Source organism: Pseudoflavonifractor sp. 60 (assembly GCF_009911645.1).
Lineage (GTDB): Bacteria > Bacillota > Clostridia > Oscillospirales > Oscillospiraceae > Lawsonibacter.
This window is the reverse complement of sequence record NZ_QWKI01000031.1, coordinates 1-14,910: the sequence shown is the minus strand read 5'-3', so window position 1 is coordinate 14,910 and position 14,910 is coordinate 1. Positions and strand designations below refer to the sequence as shown.

The 14,910-nt window shown below is 54.6% G+C and carries 15 protein-coding genes and 4 pseudogenes; 18 read left to right on the top strand and 1 reads right to left on the bottom strand.

The features are described 5' to 3' along the window. Both D1646_RS03540 and D1646_RS03535 read left to right on the top strand, forming a co-directional pair. Nucleotides 1–160, top strand: a pseudogene (locus D1646_RS03540) (IS21 family transposase); the annotation flags it as partial. Nucleotide 161: 1 nt separating this feature from the next. Continuing rightward, entirely contained in the window at nt 162–509 is a 348-nt protein-coding gene (locus D1646_RS03535) for an SLOG family protein (protein WP_160635119.1), read from the top strand. Between the two features lie 24 nt (nt 510–533). Here D1646_RS03535 and D1646_RS03530 read toward each other — a convergent pair whose 3' ends face one another. Further along, nucleotides 534–1,373: a MerR family transcriptional regulator gene (locus D1646_RS03530; protein WP_160635118.1), complete on the bottom strand. Its 840-nt coding sequence runs from the start codon at nt 1,371–1,373 to the stop codon at nt 534–536. 127 nt (nt 1,374–1,500) lie between these two features. Between D1646_RS03530 and D1646_RS03525 the strand changes: the two genes are divergently transcribed. The 16 genes and pseudogenes from D1646_RS03525 to D1646_RS23870 form a co-directional block, all read left to right on the top strand. Next, on the top strand, nt 1,501–2,499 hold the full coding sequence (locus D1646_RS03525) for a choloylglycine hydrolase family protein (RefSeq protein ID WP_160635117.1): 999 nt from the start codon (nt 1,501–1,503) through the stop codon (nt 2,497–2,499). A gap of 6 nt (nt 2,500–2,505) precedes the next feature. Then, on the top strand, nt 2,506–3,840 hold the full coding sequence (locus tag D1646_RS03520; protein ID WP_160635116.1) for an MATE family efflux transporter: 1,335 nt from the start codon (nt 2,506–2,508) through the stop codon (nt 3,838–3,840). Nucleotides 3,841–3,921: 81 nt separating this feature from the next. After that, nucleotides 3,922–4,596 carry a response regulator transcription factor gene (locus D1646_RS03515; protein WP_160635115.1) on the top strand — a complete coding sequence of 225 codons (675 nt, stop codon included), beginning with the start codon at nt 3,922–3,924 and terminating at the stop codon, nt 4,594–4,596. A 96-nt stretch (nt 4,597–4,692) separates the two neighbouring features. Next, nucleotides 4,693–5,604, top strand: a complete 912-nt coding sequence (locus tag D1646_RS03510; protein WP_160635114.1) for an ATP-binding cassette domain-containing protein — start codon at nt 4,693–4,695, stop codon at nt 5,602–5,604. After that, nucleotides 5,597–6,403, top strand: coding sequence for a hypothetical protein (locus tag D1646_RS03505; protein ID WP_160635113.1), 807 nt, complete (start codon nt 5,597–5,599; stop codon nt 6,401–6,403). Before D1646_RS03510 ends, D1646_RS03505 begins: the two co-directional genes overlap by 8 nt. 12 nt (nt 6,404–6,415) lie before the next feature. Then, the gene (locus tag D1646_RS03500) at nt 6,416–7,291 is read left to right on the top strand and encodes a HAMP domain-containing sensor histidine kinase (protein ID WP_160635112.1); all 876 of its coding nucleotides are present in this window, start codon (nt 6,416–6,418) and stop codon (nt 7,289–7,291) included. Between the two features lie 134 nt (nt 7,292–7,425). Then, on the top strand, nt 7,426–7,800 hold the full coding sequence (locus tag D1646_RS03495) for a GntR family transcriptional regulator (RefSeq protein WP_160635122.1): 375 nt from the start codon (nt 7,426–7,428) through the stop codon (nt 7,798–7,800). Nucleotides 7,801–7,802: 2 nt separating this feature from the next. Further along, nucleotides 7,803–8,654, top strand: a complete 852-nt coding sequence (locus D1646_RS03490; RefSeq protein WP_160635111.1) for an ABC transporter ATP-binding protein — start codon at nt 7,803–7,805, stop codon at nt 8,652–8,654. Further along, a complete protein-coding gene (locus tag D1646_RS03485; protein WP_160635110.1) occupies nt 8,654–9,283 on the top strand; it encodes an ABC-2 transporter permease in 630 nt (209 codons plus the stop codon). The genes D1646_RS03490 and D1646_RS03485 overlap by 1 nt, the downstream gene beginning before the upstream one ends. 180 nt (nt 9,284–9,463) lie before the next feature. Further along, a complete protein-coding gene (locus D1646_RS03480; protein WP_160635109.1) occupies nt 9,464–10,177 on the top strand; it encodes a LytTR family DNA-binding domain-containing protein in 714 nt (237 codons plus the stop codon). Nucleotide 10,178: 1 nt separating this feature from the next. Then, nucleotides 10,179–11,477 (top strand): sensor histidine kinase, encoded by a 1,299-nt coding sequence (locus D1646_RS03475; RefSeq protein WP_160635108.1) that lies wholly within the window; start codon nt 10,179–10,181, stop codon nt 11,475–11,477. Continuing rightward, a complete protein-coding gene (locus tag D1646_RS23875) occupies nt 11,478–11,681 on the top strand; it encodes a response regulator (RefSeq protein WP_201754538.1) in 204 nt (67 codons plus the stop codon). It begins immediately after the preceding gene. A 203-nt stretch (nt 11,682–11,884) separates the two neighbouring features. Further along, nucleotides 11,885–12,121: pseudogene (locus D1646_RS22975) on the top strand (sensor histidine kinase); the annotation flags it as partial. 62 nt (nt 12,122–12,183) lie between these two features. Next, nucleotides 12,184–12,831 (top strand): annotated as a pseudogene (locus D1646_RS03465) (ABC transporter ATP-binding protein); the annotation flags it as partial. A gap of 603 nt (nt 12,832–13,434) precedes the next feature. After that, nucleotides 13,435–14,139: a VanR-ABDEGLN family response regulator transcription factor gene (vanR, locus tag D1646_RS03460; protein WP_160635121.1), complete on the top strand. Its 705-nt coding sequence runs from the start codon at nt 13,435–13,437 to the stop codon at nt 14,137–14,139. Nucleotides 14,140–14,506: 367 nt separating this feature from the next. Continuing rightward, nucleotides 14,507–14,836, top strand: a pseudogene (locus D1646_RS23870) (histidine kinase dimerization/phospho-acceptor domain-containing protein); the annotation flags it as partial. Nucleotides 14,837–14,910 lie beyond the last annotated feature (74 nt).

Below are 14,910 nucleotides of genomic sequence, written 5' to 3'. Positions count from 1 at the left end.
GGAGGAGATTCTATATGACAATATGAAGCAGGTAGTCATCAAGCGGCTTCTGAAGCAGGAGGACTCCACATTGAACCGGCAGTTCGAGGATTTCGCGGGGTTCTACGGGTTTAAGCCCATTCTGTGCCGGCCCTACCGAGGTCAGACCAAGGGGAAAGTGGATGAGAGAACAGAATCCTATGATCAAGCTCCATTGTATTCTTCCTTGCAAAGAGCAGGCGGATAAGTGGGCAGTTTCATCGCAGGCTCTCTATCTCTCTATTCTGGATCAAGCGGATTCTCTTGTTTATGTCAGTAGGGTCTACCACAAAAACTGTATGTTGGAGCGCAACCGCTTTTTAGTAGAGCATGCTTCTGCTCTGCTGGCTGTTTACAACGGAGAACGGCGAGGCGGAGCAGCGGCAACTTTGCGTTATGCACAGAAGATGGGTCGGGAGATCATCGTGATCAATCCTATCACTCGATTGATCTCCCGTAGTAACTCCACACTGGCTTTGCCACAATTCTGATGGACGCAGAAATGATTTATACTGTTAAGAGCTTGCTGACAACTGCACCGAGATCATCGATGCCGCATTTTTCTCCACCGAATTGAGGATGAACCCGGCCAGGTCACAGGCGTAGAAATTTCCTGCAACCTCCAATCCCTGTTCCTGAATATAGCTTTTAAGAGCGGTATACCCCTCGGAAATATCCCAGCTGCCCCGGCAGCAGAGATATAAATAGTGCCCGGCGGGCTTCTCCATGTAATAGGGGAAGTCCGCCTTTTCTTTGATTCTGGTGTAGAGGTGGCTGATGGCTCCCAGCCCGGCCCGCCCCTCTAACGGGTGGATAGCGCCTAGTTGAAAGTCTGTCTGTATCCCGTACTGTTCGCACAGCGATTGGCACCGTTCCAATACCTCGATCAGCATTTCGTCCTCGCTGGCCGCCGGGGTCATCAGGCCCTCCAACTCCTCCGCTGGAAGGGCCAGAAGATGTTCCGCTTCAAACCAGGCGGTCTGGGTCGCCATGTTGGGGACTGGCCCAAACTCCAGATTGTGCAGGGCACTGGACAGCACAAAGTCCATGCGTTCCAGCTTCCGCCGTTCCGCCTCCAGACGGCCCCGCTGCTCCCGCAGCAGATCCAGCGTCTGGGCAGCATTCTGCCTCTGGAGGCAACGCCGGATCTCCTCCAGGGGCGTCCCCGTCTGGCGGAAGATGGAGATGGCGTAAAAATCGTAGAATTGTTCCACATCGTAGTAAAAATAGCCGTTGTCCCCCTGGTGGGCCGGGGAGAGGAGATCAATGTCCTTGTAGTGCCGTAGCGTCTCTTTCGTCGTACCACACAGAGCAGCGAAGGCCCCGGAGGTCAGCCAACCTTTTTGACGTTCCATAAAAATTCCCTCCCAAAATGAAAAATACCTCTTGACTGCGTGGCGGCCACACAGTTTATGATACCCCTTGTCAGAAATATTTGCAAGCCCGCCGGACAACAATAAGAGAAAACAGGAGGTTTTTCATATGGACTTTGGATGCAGCAGCTTTTCCTGGGAGACAAAAGACGGCCTTCACCTTTTAGGCCGGACCTACGATCAATTTGGGAACTTAGCCGCCAACCGGGTCATCAGCGTTCCCCAGGGGTATCCCTGCTCCCCGGCACTTCACGGGGAGGAGGCCGTCCCCAGCGCGTATGGCTGCACCGGCATGGCGGTGCTGGGCTTTGGGGAGCCCATCCTGGTGGACGGGGTGAACTCCGCCGGCCTGATGGGGGCACTGCTCCACTACCCGGGATACGCGGCCTACCGGGAGGGGCCGGAGGAGGGGACCACAGCAGTCCACCCGGGCCGTCTGCTGGCGTGGCTGCTGGGCCGGTGCGCCGGGGTGGAGGAGGCGGTGGAGGAGCTGTCCCGCCTCACTCTGGTGGACGAGCCTATCCAGGGCAAGCCCCTGCCCGCCCACTATCTCCTCAGCGACCAAAAGGGCGAGGCTGTCATCATCGAGCCGGACGAAACTGGCCTGTCCATTCACCGGAATGCCATCGGCGTGCTGACCAACAGCCCGGACTATCTGTGGCATAGAACGAATCTGCGCAACTTCGTGGGGGTCACCAATCTGCCCAAGGCTCCCCAGACCATCGCCGGTCACGAGGTCCGGGAGTTTGGCGAGCGGCTGGGTGGAGGCTCCGGCCTGCCGGGGGACTACTCCTCACCCTCCCGCTTTGTCCGGCTGGCCTTTATGAAAGAGTTTGCCGTCCGGGGAAAGGATGAACTGGAAGGGGTCTCCCGGATGTTCCGGGCTTTTGCCCCGGTAGACATCCCAGAGGGGCTGGCTAAGGCCGATCCGGATTATGATGTGTATGAGCAGACCCTCTGCACCAGCGTTATGTGCGCTGAGAGCGGCGTCTACTACTTCGCTCCCGCCTGGAACCGACGCATCTCCGCCGTCCGTCTTCCGGCACAGGGAAACGAGATACAGTATTTCGACCTGGAGGACTGCCAGGATATCGACTGGAGGAATTAAAACATCATGGAGAAACTGGACTCTTACCACCTGCCCGTCACGGGCAGGAACATCCTGCGCTTCGCCTTCCCCACCATTGTGATGACGGTGTTCAACACCTTCTACACCATGGTGGATGGGCTGTTTGTCTCCAACCTGATCGGCATGGAGGCCCTGTCCGCCATCAACCTCACCGCCCCGGCCATCGCCCTGATTACGGCGGTGTCCGGGATGCTGGCCACCGGCGGCAGCGCCGTGGTCATGAAGAAGATGGGGGAACACAAAGAACAGGAGGCCCGGCAGGATTTCACCCTGCTGATCCTCACCAACGCCATCGTTGGCGCGGTGATGATGGCGCTGGGCTACACCCTGATGGACACCCTGCTGGGGGCCATGGGCCTCTCCCCTGCTGTGTTCGGCTACTGCCATACCTACCTGAGCAACTATCTGCTGTTTACCATCCCCATTTTGCTGATGTATAACTTCTCCCTCTACCTGATTGCCGCCGACAAATCCACCCTGTCCCTAATCTGCACCGTGGCGGGAGGCGTGACCAACATCATCCTGGACTACGCGCTGATCGCCCTGTTTGACATGGGTATCCAAGGCGCGGCCATCGCCACCGGCCTTGGCTACTCCATCACCGCCGTTGTGGGCTTCCTGGTGTTTCGGAAGAAAGACAATCTGCTCCACTTTGAAAGACCGGTGTTCCGGGGCGGGGTGCTGTTCCACGCCTCCACCAACGGTATGTCGGAGCTGGCGACCTCGCTGGTGTCGGGCATTACCACCCTGCTGTTCAACATGGCGATGCTGAAATACGTGGGTGAGGACGGCGTAGCGGCCATCACCATCATCATGTATGTACTTATGTTTGTCAGCGCCCTGTTTATCGGCTACTCCTACGGCGTGGCCCCTATGATCTCCTACTACCACGGGGAGCAAAACCACGAAAAGCTGAAAAAGCTGGTGGGCTTCAGCGTCCGGTTCATCATCGGGGTCTCCGTCCTGTGCACGGTGATCTCCACCCTGGCCACCGTCCCTCTGGTGGGCATCTTCACCCGGCCGGACAGTCCCGTCTACACGCTGGCGGTGACGGGAAACCGTCTTTGCTCCCTAGCGCTGCTGTTTGTTGGAATCAACGTGTTCGCCAGCGGGATGTTCACCGCCCTGTCCAACGGCGTGGTGTCCGCCGTGCTGGCTTTCTCCCGGTCGTTCCTGTTCACGGTCGCCAGCATTCAAATTATGCCTGTTCTGCTGAGGGGCGTCACCGGCGTGTGGCTGGCGACACCCGTGGCCGAGCTGCTGGGGACGGTTATGGCGGCGGCGCTGCTGCTGAAATACCGGAAGCGGTACGGGTATTGAGCAAAATATTTTGGGGCAAAGGCATTTCCTTCTCTCTCCGTCTGCGGTATAATTTTAAAAACTGACTGAGGAGGCCGTCCCATGCCCCACATCCTGATAATTGAAGACGATACCGACATCAACAACTCCACCGCCGAATATCTGAGGCGGAAAGGCTGCCTGTGCAGTCAGGCGTTTTCCGGCACGGAGGGGCGGCTGCTCTGGCAGGCGGGCGGCGTTGATCTCCTGCTGGTGGACCTGATGCTCCCGGGACTATCCGGCAGTGAACTGATCCGAGAGATACGCTGGTCCAGCCGGGCACCGGTGATCGTCCTGTCGGCCAAAACGGAGCTGTCCGACAAGGTGGAGCTGCTGGGCCTGGGGGCGGATGACTACCTGACCAAGCCCTACCAGCTGGAGGAGCTGTGGGCCCGAATTTTGGTCCAGCTCCGCCACGCCAGCGCCGCCCCCGGAGGGGCCCTTCTGCGTTACCGTGACTGGGTACTGAACCCGGAGGAGATGACCCTCACCGCCGCCGGCCAGCCGGTCAATCTTACCGCTCACGAGTTTAAGATCGTGGAGCTGCTGGCGGGCCGGCCCAAGCGGGTATTCACCAAACAGCAGATTTACGAGGCGGTCTGGCAGGAGACATACGCGGTGGAGGACAAAACCATCACCGTCCATATCAGCAACATCCGTGCCAAGCTGCGGCCCAGCGGCACAGACGGCTACATCCAGACTGTGTGGGGCATTGGTTTTAAACTGGCTGAAGCGTGACAGAAGGTAAACTTTGTACTTTTTTTACCTTTCCTTTGCGATGTTTGGGCACTCGTCTGCTAGACTGAGCCTGCAAACAAAAAAGGAGGCTTTTGTATGGCAGTTATACAGACGATGGGCCTATCCAAACGCTATAAGGACAACTGGGCGGTAGACCGCCTGGACCTGCGGGTGGAGCAGGGAGACATCTATGGCTTCATTGGCCGCAACGGTGCGGGCAAGTCTACCACGCTGAAGCTCCTGTGCGGCCTGGCCCAGCCCACACAGGGGGAGGCATTGATCTTCGGCAAGCCCATCCAGGATTCGGTGGCCCGCCGCCGGGTGGGGGCACTCATTGAACAGCCGGGACTTTACCCCGACCTGAGCGGGCGGGAAAATCTGCGGCTGTATGCCACTCTGCTGGGATTGGACAGCCCGGTGCGGCAGGTGGACGAGATTCTGGAGACGGTGGGCCTGTCCCCGAAGGAGAAAAAGCCGGTCAAGCACTACTCCATGGGCATGAAGCAGCGGCTGGGGGTCGGTCTGGCTCTGCTGGGCGGGCCGGACCTGCTCCTGCTGGACGAGCCCATCAACGGCCTGGACCCGGAGGGCATCCGGGAGATGCGGGAGCTCCTCCTGCGTCTGAACCGGGAGCGGGGGCTGACCCTGCTGATCAGCTCCCACATTCTGGGGGAGCTGAGTAAAATCGCCACCCGTTATGGCATTATCCAGCAAGGCCGCATGGTGGAACAGATCACCGCCGGGGAGCTTGCGCAGAAATGCACCGACTATCTGCATCTACAGGCAGACCAGCCCCAGAAGGCGGCGGCTCTGCTGGAGCGGGAGCTCCATCTGAAGCGCTGGGAGATGCGGCCAGAGGGTGAGATCCGAATTTACGAGGCTGTAGACACGAAAGCTGTTGGGCAGATCCTCACCCAGGCAGGTATCGCGGTGGAGGAGATGGGCCTGCATAGACAGGATTTGGAGAGCTATTTCCTGGAGCGCATGGGAGGTGCGGATCATGTTTAATATGCTGCGTATGGACTTACGGCGGCTGTTCAAAAGCCGTAGTTTTAAGATTATCCTGCTGGTGACCGCGGCGCTGATTTTGATGGTATCCCTGATGACTGCCGTTGTCTCCGACCCAGAGACGCTGGATGACATGGGCGCCCACGGTGCGGAAATTGATGAAATCGACCGGAGGATGTCGGAAGAAATCCGCAACATGACCCAGCTTGATCTGGCCCATGAGACTCTGGGCGGCGGCTTTCTATTGATTATCGTTGGCATCGGGGTCACGCTCTTTGCCAACGGCGACTTTTCCAGCGGCTTTGTCAAAAATATCTGCTGTGCCCAGCCCCGCCGGGCCAACTACGTCCTGTCTAAAGCATTGGCCGCAGGAATTTACAGCGGAATCATCACCCTGTTGGGAGTGGTACTGATTTTGCTGGCACCCTATCTGTACGGGATGCGCCCTATTCCCAGCGCCATCCCTGATATTTTGCAGTATCTATTCTGGATGTGGCTGCCTCACTGGGCCTTTGCGCTTATGGCTTTGGCGCTGGTTCTGCTGACCAGAAACACCACGCTGGGCATCATCCTGTCGCTGGTGGCCGGAGGAGGGCTGACCGCTGTTCTGGTCGGTACGCTGGGAAAGCTGCTGCGTTGGCCTCCCCTGGAGCAGTTTTTCCTCTCCTCTGTGGTAAAGGGCGTCTATGCACCTCAGAATGGCATTACCCAGAGTTGGATGATTCTGGCCTGTACCATTGCATGGGCGGCTGTCTACGGAATCGGAAGCCTGTTGTCTATGGAAAAGCGGGATATTTAAGGAGGAATTTTCATGCTGCCTGCCCTGATCCTGGCCCTTGCCGCCCTGGGGATTGCGCTGCTGCGCCTGTGGGCTTACCGCACCCAGCTGCTGGAGATGGCCCAGGTGCTGGAGGAGACCCCACCGGAGAGCAATCTGCGCTTGACGGTGAGGATGTCCGGTACAGCGCCACGGCGGCTGTGCCAGGCGGTCAATCAGCGTCTGGAGGAGGGGCGGCGGCTTCGTTTGGAGACATCGAGGCGGGAACAGGAGCTGAAGTACACCATGGCCTGCATCTCCCACGACATCCGCACCCCTCTGGCCGGGGCCATGGGCTATTTGCAGCTGCTGGAGGGGGAACCAGAGCGTCAGGCGGAGTACCAGGGCATCATACGCAAGCGGCTGGAGGAATTGGAGGAGCTTTTGGAAGAACTGTTCCTGTATACCCGGCTGCGAAGCGGCTCCCTGCCGCTGGACTGCGGAGTAATCGCGGCCCTGCCGCCCCTGTGGGACGCGCTGGCGGAGTTTTATCCACAGTTTGAGGCGGCGGGTGTGACGCCGGAGCTGCGGTTTGACCGGGAAGATATGACAGTCTGGGCCAGCAGGTCGGCCCTGGACCGGGTGTACCGGAACCTGATCGTCAACGCTCTGCGCCACAGCGGCGGCGGTTTGACCATTTCTGGCCGGGATGGGGCGATTTGCTTTTCCAACCCGCTGCCTCCCGGCTCCAGGCCCAACCCTGAGCATCTGTTTGACCGCTTCTATCAGAGCAATCCCGCACGGGCAGAGGGCGGGGCCGGTCTGGGCTTGTCCATCGTGCGGGAGTTGATGGAGCGGATGGGCGGGCAGGTGTCCGCGCAGATCACGGGAAACATACTGGAAATCAAGCTGTCTTTTCGAGGTGCATGATACGGAGAGGGGCATGAGGCAAGCCAGCCTTATGTCCCTCCGTTTTTTGAAAATCCCTCTTGACAACCGTTGCAGTCCGTTTTATACTGTACTTGTTGATGCAATACAGTAAAAGACAGATAGGCGGTGGTAATTTGGAGATTGTTGTCAGCAATAAAACGAGCCGTCCCCTATATGAACAGATCTCAACTCAGGTCAAGGCACAAATTATGAGCGGGGAACTGAAAGCGGGAGAACCGCTCCCCTCCATTCGCTCCCTTGCGAAATCCTTGCAGATCAGTGTTTTGACTGTGCAAAAGGCATACGACCTTTTGCAAGCGGACGGGTTTATTGAGACGACGGCGGGAAAGGGCTGCTTTGTTTCCGCACAGAATCAGGACTTTTATCTGGAGGAGCAGCAAAAGAAAATCGAGGAGCATTTCAGCGAGGCGATTGAGATTGCCCGCACAAGCGGGATACCTCTTGACAAAATGCTGAACCTGCTGACGCTTCTGTATGAGGAGGATTGACCATGACAAATGCTTTAACTGTTTCAGGATTGACCAAAACGTATCAGGATTTTGTTTTGGATCAGGTTTCTTTTTCTGTCCCCAGCGGCTCCATTGTAGGGCTGATTGGGGAAAACGGCGCCGGAAAAAGTACGACGATCAACGCGGCGCTGGGCCTGATCCAAAAGGAGGCCGGCCAAGTCTCTGTTTTGGGCAGAGACGGGCTGGACGGCGATACCAAGGAAGAGATCGGCGTGGTCTTTGACGGCAGCAACTACCCTGAGATCCTTTCCCCGAAGAAGCTCAACGGGGTTATGAAGAACATCTACCGCTCCTGGGATGAAACGGCCTACTTCCGCCTTTTGAAGCAGTTTTCTCTGCCTCCTGAGAAGCGAATCAAGCAGTTTTCCAAGGGGATGAAGATGAAACTGGCGATTTCAGTCGCCCTTTCCCACCACTCTAAGCTGTTGATTCTGGACGAAGCCACCAGCGGGCTGGACCCGGTGATCCGGGACGACATTCTGGATATGCTGCTGGATTTCGTGCAGGAGGAAGACCACTCCATTCTGGTATCCTCCCACATCACCAGCGACCTGGAGAAGATTGCGGACTATATCGTGTTTATCCATGAGGGAAAAGTGGTTTTTTCCAAGCCCAAGGACGAACTGGTGGAGCAGTACGGCATCATCAAATGCGGAGCGGCACAGTTTGACGTGCTGGATAAAACCGATATTATCGTGTACCGAAAAATGGACTATGAATGGCAGGTTCTGGTATCCGACCGGGAGAAGATGCAGAAGAAATATCCCAAGGCCATGGTCGTTCCGGCCACCATTGACGAGATTATGCTGCTCTATGTAAAGGGGGAAAAATAATGAAGGGCGTTCTGTTGAAAGACCTCTATATTGCCAGGAGTAATATCCTGGTCACCGTAGTCAGCCTGGTTGTTCTGGGCTTTGGGCTGTCGTTTCTTCTTGAAACAAGCGCCCTGCTGGTTCTGGCGCCGGTCGCCTCCACCACCGCAGTTTTTATCAGCATCACCAGCGACGCCGCCTCGAAGTGGAATAAAAACGTGATTACGATGCCGGTGTCGAGAAGGCAGATCATCGGGGAAAAATTTGTGTTTTACATTCTGCTCGCCGTTCTGGGGCTGATTACCGCTCTGCTCCCCTGCCTCGCGCTCGGATTCTTCGGCGCTGATATTACCCTCCATTCCCTGTGCCTGTATGGGGCGATTGGTATAAGCGCCACGCTGCTGGCCGGCGGCATCAGCTTACCCTGCGCCTATCTGTTCGACCCGGAAAAATCCCAAATCGTGTTTATGATGTCCTTCATGGCATCCACGGGAATCATTGTAGGGATCGTGCTTCTCACCAATTTGTTTATTCCCGTAAAAGAAAACATCCTTTTGGCGTTTCACATTGTGCTTGCGATTTCCGCCGTTTGGTTTTTTGTCTCCTATCGTGTTGCGGTAAAGGTGTATCAAAAAAGGGATATTACCTGACCGGCATTTCTGTCTATGTAATCTTCAGGCCAGCGGAGCGGCTGCGGCTGCCTCGCTGGCTTTTTTAAGAGAGGCGAAAACATTTCATGACATACCTGCGACATTCCATTACATCGGGGGTTGTAGCCCTGTCCCGCTTTTGCTAATCTGATAGATTGATAAGGAAACGTGGTGGTGAACATGATAACATTTGCGATCTGCGATGACGAGCCGATGATGGCCCAGGAGCTTGCCGGCCATCTTGCGGACTATATGAAAGAAAAATCAATGACCGCCTACTCTGTCAGCAGCTTTTCCAATGGCTGCGCCCTGTTGGAAAGTAGCGGCAGCTTTGATGTGATTTTCCTGGACATCCAGATGGAACAGCCGAACGGAATGGAGACGGCCAGGCTGCTGCGCCAGCGGGGCGTTCACAGCTTGCTGATCTTTGTAACAGTTCTGAAGGAGTGTGTATTCGACTCCTTCCAGGTGGAGGCATTTGACTATCTGCTCAAACCCCTGGACAGCGCCCGCTTTTGCCGGACAATGGATCGAGTTCTCCGCTCTTTGGAAAAGAGAACCGCTGAGGACATCGTGATCCAGCGGGGGACCGGCTGCGAGGTCGTTCTGCTCTCGGACATTGTGTACTGCGAGGTACTGGGCCGGAAAATCTATCTTCATAAAAATGATGGGACCGTGAGCGGCTACTACGACAAGCTGGAGGACCTGGAGCGGCGGGTGGATGGACGCTTTTTCAAGTGCCACCGGAGCTATCTGGTCAATCTGGACTATGTACGCGGGTGCCAGGACGGACAGGTTTTGCTGTCCCAGGGGGAACGCATCCCCGCCTCCCGGCTGCGGGAGCGGGAGCTGACCCAGGCCCTTTTGCGCTATATGAAAGAGAGGGGAAGCTGACATGGACTATTTCGTGTTGTTTCTGGACAGTCTCTGTCTCTTTGTGGGACATGGGGTGATGCACATGGTCTTTATCAGCCGCCTCACCAGGAAGAAACTGAAAAAATGGTGCTTTGCCGCTTATTTTCTCATCTTGGGTATGATTCAGCTTATCTCGAACAGACTCGCCCTTGACGGGACACTCCCCGTTGGCGCAGGCGTGCTGGCGCTCTACGGACTCAGCCGCTATGGGATGAGAAATCAGCGGTCCGTGTCCTGGCTGGCCGCCGTGCTGTCCTACTACGTTTCACAGTTCTCCTTCGGGATCATCAGCTCGATGGAGGCGGCGCTCTTTCCCCGCTTTATCGGCAGTCCGCTGTTTTATCCGCTGTTTTTGGTGGCACAGCTCCTGTTCTTTGTGCTGTGCGCTGGCTGCTATTATGCCGTGCTGAAGCTCCTGTCCTGGACGGAGGAGACACCCTATATCGGACTTTTGCTGTTTCCCGGACTGTTTTTCTTTGCGTCGGAATTGTATATTCTCGAGACCGCCTACAGCTTTTTTGCCCCCGTCGTCTCTCTGGAGGAAGTGGGAAAGCACAGTACGCTGCTGCTCCTGCAAGTGATGGGACTGGCGGCGCTGCTGTGTACCCTGTACGCCTACCGTCAGCTTTGTCAGGGCTTTCGGGTCCGGGCGGAGCTGCAATCTCTGACCCAGGCGGCCCAGACGCAGAAAATCTATATTGCAGAAGCGCAGGCCCGCTACGAGCAGACGAAATCCTTCCGCCATGACATCAAAAACCACTTATCCCTCTTGGACGGCTTGCTCCGCAGCGGAGACCTGGAGGAAGGCCGGGAGTATCTGAAAAAGCTGGAGACCGTCTCGGAGTCTCTGTCCTTCCCCTACCAGACCGGCAACCCGGTGGTGGACATCCTGCTGGGAGAGAAGCTGGGGCTGGCGAAGGAGATTACGGCGGAGGTGTCCCTGGTCCTGCCCAAGCCCTGCGGGATTGACGACTTTGACCTGTGCGTACTCTTTGCCAATGCGCTGGACAACGCCATCGCCGCCTGCCGTGCCAACGATGGAGCTAAGGCGATCCGCATCAGCGGGAAACAGCAAGGGGATTTCTATATGCTGACCTTTGAGAATACCTGCTCTGATGAACCCATGCCCCCGGCGGGAACCGGTCTTTCCAACATCAAGGCAGTGGCAGAAAAGTACCACGGGGCAATGCTGACGGAGAAAAATGGAAGGCAGTATCATCTGAGCGTGCTGCTGAATATAGCGCCCTTCGATTCTGAGCCTACATCTGAAAGGAAATAGATGATGGAAAAGATTCTCTATGTTGAGGATGATTTGAGCCTGATTGACGGCCTGCAATATACTTTGGAAAACAGCGGCTATTCTGTGGATAACGCCCGGACCGTGCAACAGGCGTTGACATTATTCAAAAGCAATCTCTATCATCTGCTCTTGTTGGATGTTACCCTGCCGGATGGAAGCGGATTTGATATTTGTAAATTTTGACGGCATCCGACCAGGAGATCAGCGTTGTAAAAGGTCTGGATATGGGTGGAGACGACTATATCACAAAACCATTTAAGCTCAACGAACTGCTTTCGAGAATCAACGCGCTCCTCCGCCGCTCGGCTGGATTTTCAAAATCAATGCTTTTGGATGCAAACGGGATCAGGGTATATCTTATAGAACGGCTTGTTTGGAAAAATGGCAATTTGCTTTCGCTTGTGATTGAGGATGACGGGAAAGGAATTTGTCCAGAGGATTTATACCATATTTTTAAGCGTTTCTATCGAAGCCGGTTTTCACAGGACAGTCATGGCATTGGATTGGGCCTGCCTCTTGCAAAAACCCTCGTGGAGCTTCATGGAGGAACGATTTCTGTGGCGAGCAGACTGAATACCGGAACCACATTCACACTCAGCTTTTTTAAGCTTACAAATGAGTAAGATAGAATTCATTTATAAGTAAGCTGGAGGGGATATGATGGGATGGTAAAGAGGTACTTGCCATGAATATTCTTGAAGTACAAAATCTGTGCAAAATTTATGGATCGGGTGAAGCGGAGGTTCGCGCCTTAAATCAGGTTTCGTTCTCCGTCCGCAGGGGAGAGTTTATTGCCATCGTTGGTGAATCCGGCTCCGGCAAAAGCACACTGCTGAACATTGTGGGAGCCTTGGACAATCCTACATCGGGTAAGGTCTGGATTGATGGGAAAGATGTCTTTTCCATGTCTGAGAAGAAGCTGACCGTATTTCGGCGGCAGCACACCGGTTTTATCTTCCAATCCTTCAACCTGATCCCTGAGCTGAACGCGGAACAGAATCTCACCTTCCCGCTTCTTCTGGATTACAAAACTCCGGATCAGAAATTTGTGGATGAACTGCTGTATGTGCTCGGACTGACGGAGCGCCGGAATCATTTGCCCAGCCAGCTATCCGGCGGACAGCAGCAGCGTGTGGCGATTGGGCACGCCCTGGCCACTCGGCCGGCCCTGATTATGGCCGACGAACCGACCGGCAACCTGGACAGCAAAAACAGCCAGGAAGTGATTGCGCTCCTGCAATCCATGCCGGCAAAGTATCAGCAGACGATCCTGATGATCACGCACAACGAAAATCAGGCGGGCGCCGCCGACCGTGTTTTCCGTATGGCGGATATGGCACTCCGTACGCAAAAAAGCTATTTCATTAAAACAAATGGAGAGTACCACGCCAGTGTGACCGGTATCAGCGAGGAAACCGCCGAAATGATAGGCGCACGGCTTGATGTGGCGGCCTGTGGCTGGACTTATCAAGGCAGTACAGGGGAAATAGGCTCCAAAATGGTCGGCTTCGCTGGAGCAAATGAGACCGCTTTCTCGGTTTTGACAGAGATGGAGCTGCAAAGCGGGACATACCCTGCACAGTCGGATGAAGCTCTGCTCAATCAAACGGCGCTGGACCAGTTAGGCATCTCTGCTGGAGATACAGTTACAGTCACCTTGCAGGATGGAAGGTCAAAGGACTACCGTGTGACCGGGGTACTGCGGGATATGGGCAGCCTGCTCAAAGCAGACATATATGGTATGGTTCTCACTGAGGATGGTTTTCGGGAGATTGCAGATAAAAACGCCAAGGATGGGACAACATTTTATAGCGCCTCAAGAGCAGATACAGACGGCGAAATGAGTCCCATCAATCGAAAATATCTCTTCTCGCTGGCAGATTTAGATTGCAATGTGTCAGAGCAAAAATACAAGCAATGTGAGGTGACCAGGGCGATGGCAGCAGAAACTGTCTTAATCGCGGATGATGAACGAGAGATTGCCGATCTCTTGGAAGTGTATTTGAGAAACGAAAACTATACTGTCCGCAAATTTTATAATCCTCCGGATGCGTTGGCCTGCATGGAAAAAGAGCCGGTCAGTCTGGCTATACTGGATGTGATGATGCCGGAAATAGATGGTTTTACTCTCTGCCAGAAGATACGGCAGAAGCACTTATTTCCCATTATCATGCTGACCGCTAAAACGGGAGATATGGATAAAATTCAGGGACTTACTTTAGGCGCTGATGACTATATCGCCAAACCGTTCAATCCTTTAGAGGTCGTTGCACGGGTGAAAACACAGCTTCGGCGCTATAAGCAATACAACACAAATTCAGCAGTACAAGCTACAGAAGTGACAGAGTATGACGCAAAAGGGCTTTATATCTGCCCGCCCAGCCATAAATGCACCCTAAACGGTGAAGTGCTTCCACTTACGCCTTTTGAGTTTAATATTCTTTGGTATCTATGCAAAAATCATGGGCGCGTGGTATCTGCGGAGGAGCTTTTTGAAACGCTCTGGGGTGAAAAGTTTTTTGAGAGCAGCAACAACACCGTCATGGCTCATATTGCCCGGATCAGAGAAACGATGAATGAACTGCCGCGTAAGCCAAAATATATTAAGACGATTTGGGGAGTGGGTTATACGATTGAATAAACAAACGATGTCTGCCAGCCGCGGGGAACATAAAAAGACCGCTCGAAGAAACGCCGCCAAACTTTTAGGCATCCTGGTTGGCTTTGAACTCGGTCTGATTATGCTGTTCTGGCTGTTGCTGATTGTTGTCACCTCTGCCAGTTTCTATGATTCGGACATCTTTATCCCGTGGAAGCCCTTGCTGCGGATCATGATGGTTGCATCCTTTTTTATCCTGTCAGCATCGGGCTGTTATTATATCGCCTATCGTTTTCAGCTTCTCCCCCTGAAATATCTGGATGATGTGGCAGACGCCGCACAGCTGCTTGCGGCGCCGACAGATGCACCGGTATCTTTACCGGCCGATTTGAAAGATATTGAGGATGACCTGAATACTGTGCGGGTAAAGACTTTAGAAAGTCAAAAAGCCGCCCGTGAAGCGGAGCAGCGAAAAAATGATCTCCTTGTCTATCTGGCGCACGATTTGAAAACCCCGCTGACAAGCGTTCTCGGATATTTGAAGCTGCTGGAGGACGAGCCTGATATTTCAGCGGAATTGATTTCAAAGTATACCGGGATCGCACGGGCAAAAGCGGAACGTCTGGAAGAATTGATCAACGAATTTTTTGAGATCACCAGATTCAGCACAAAAAAACTGGTTCTGGAACCGGTGAAAACGAATTTAAGCCGTATGCTGACGCAGATCACTTACGAATTTAGAAACTGTATTCACAAGCGGATAAAACGGTGGTAAGATAGGATACATGGAAGAAAAAGGGCGAGAGTCGTATC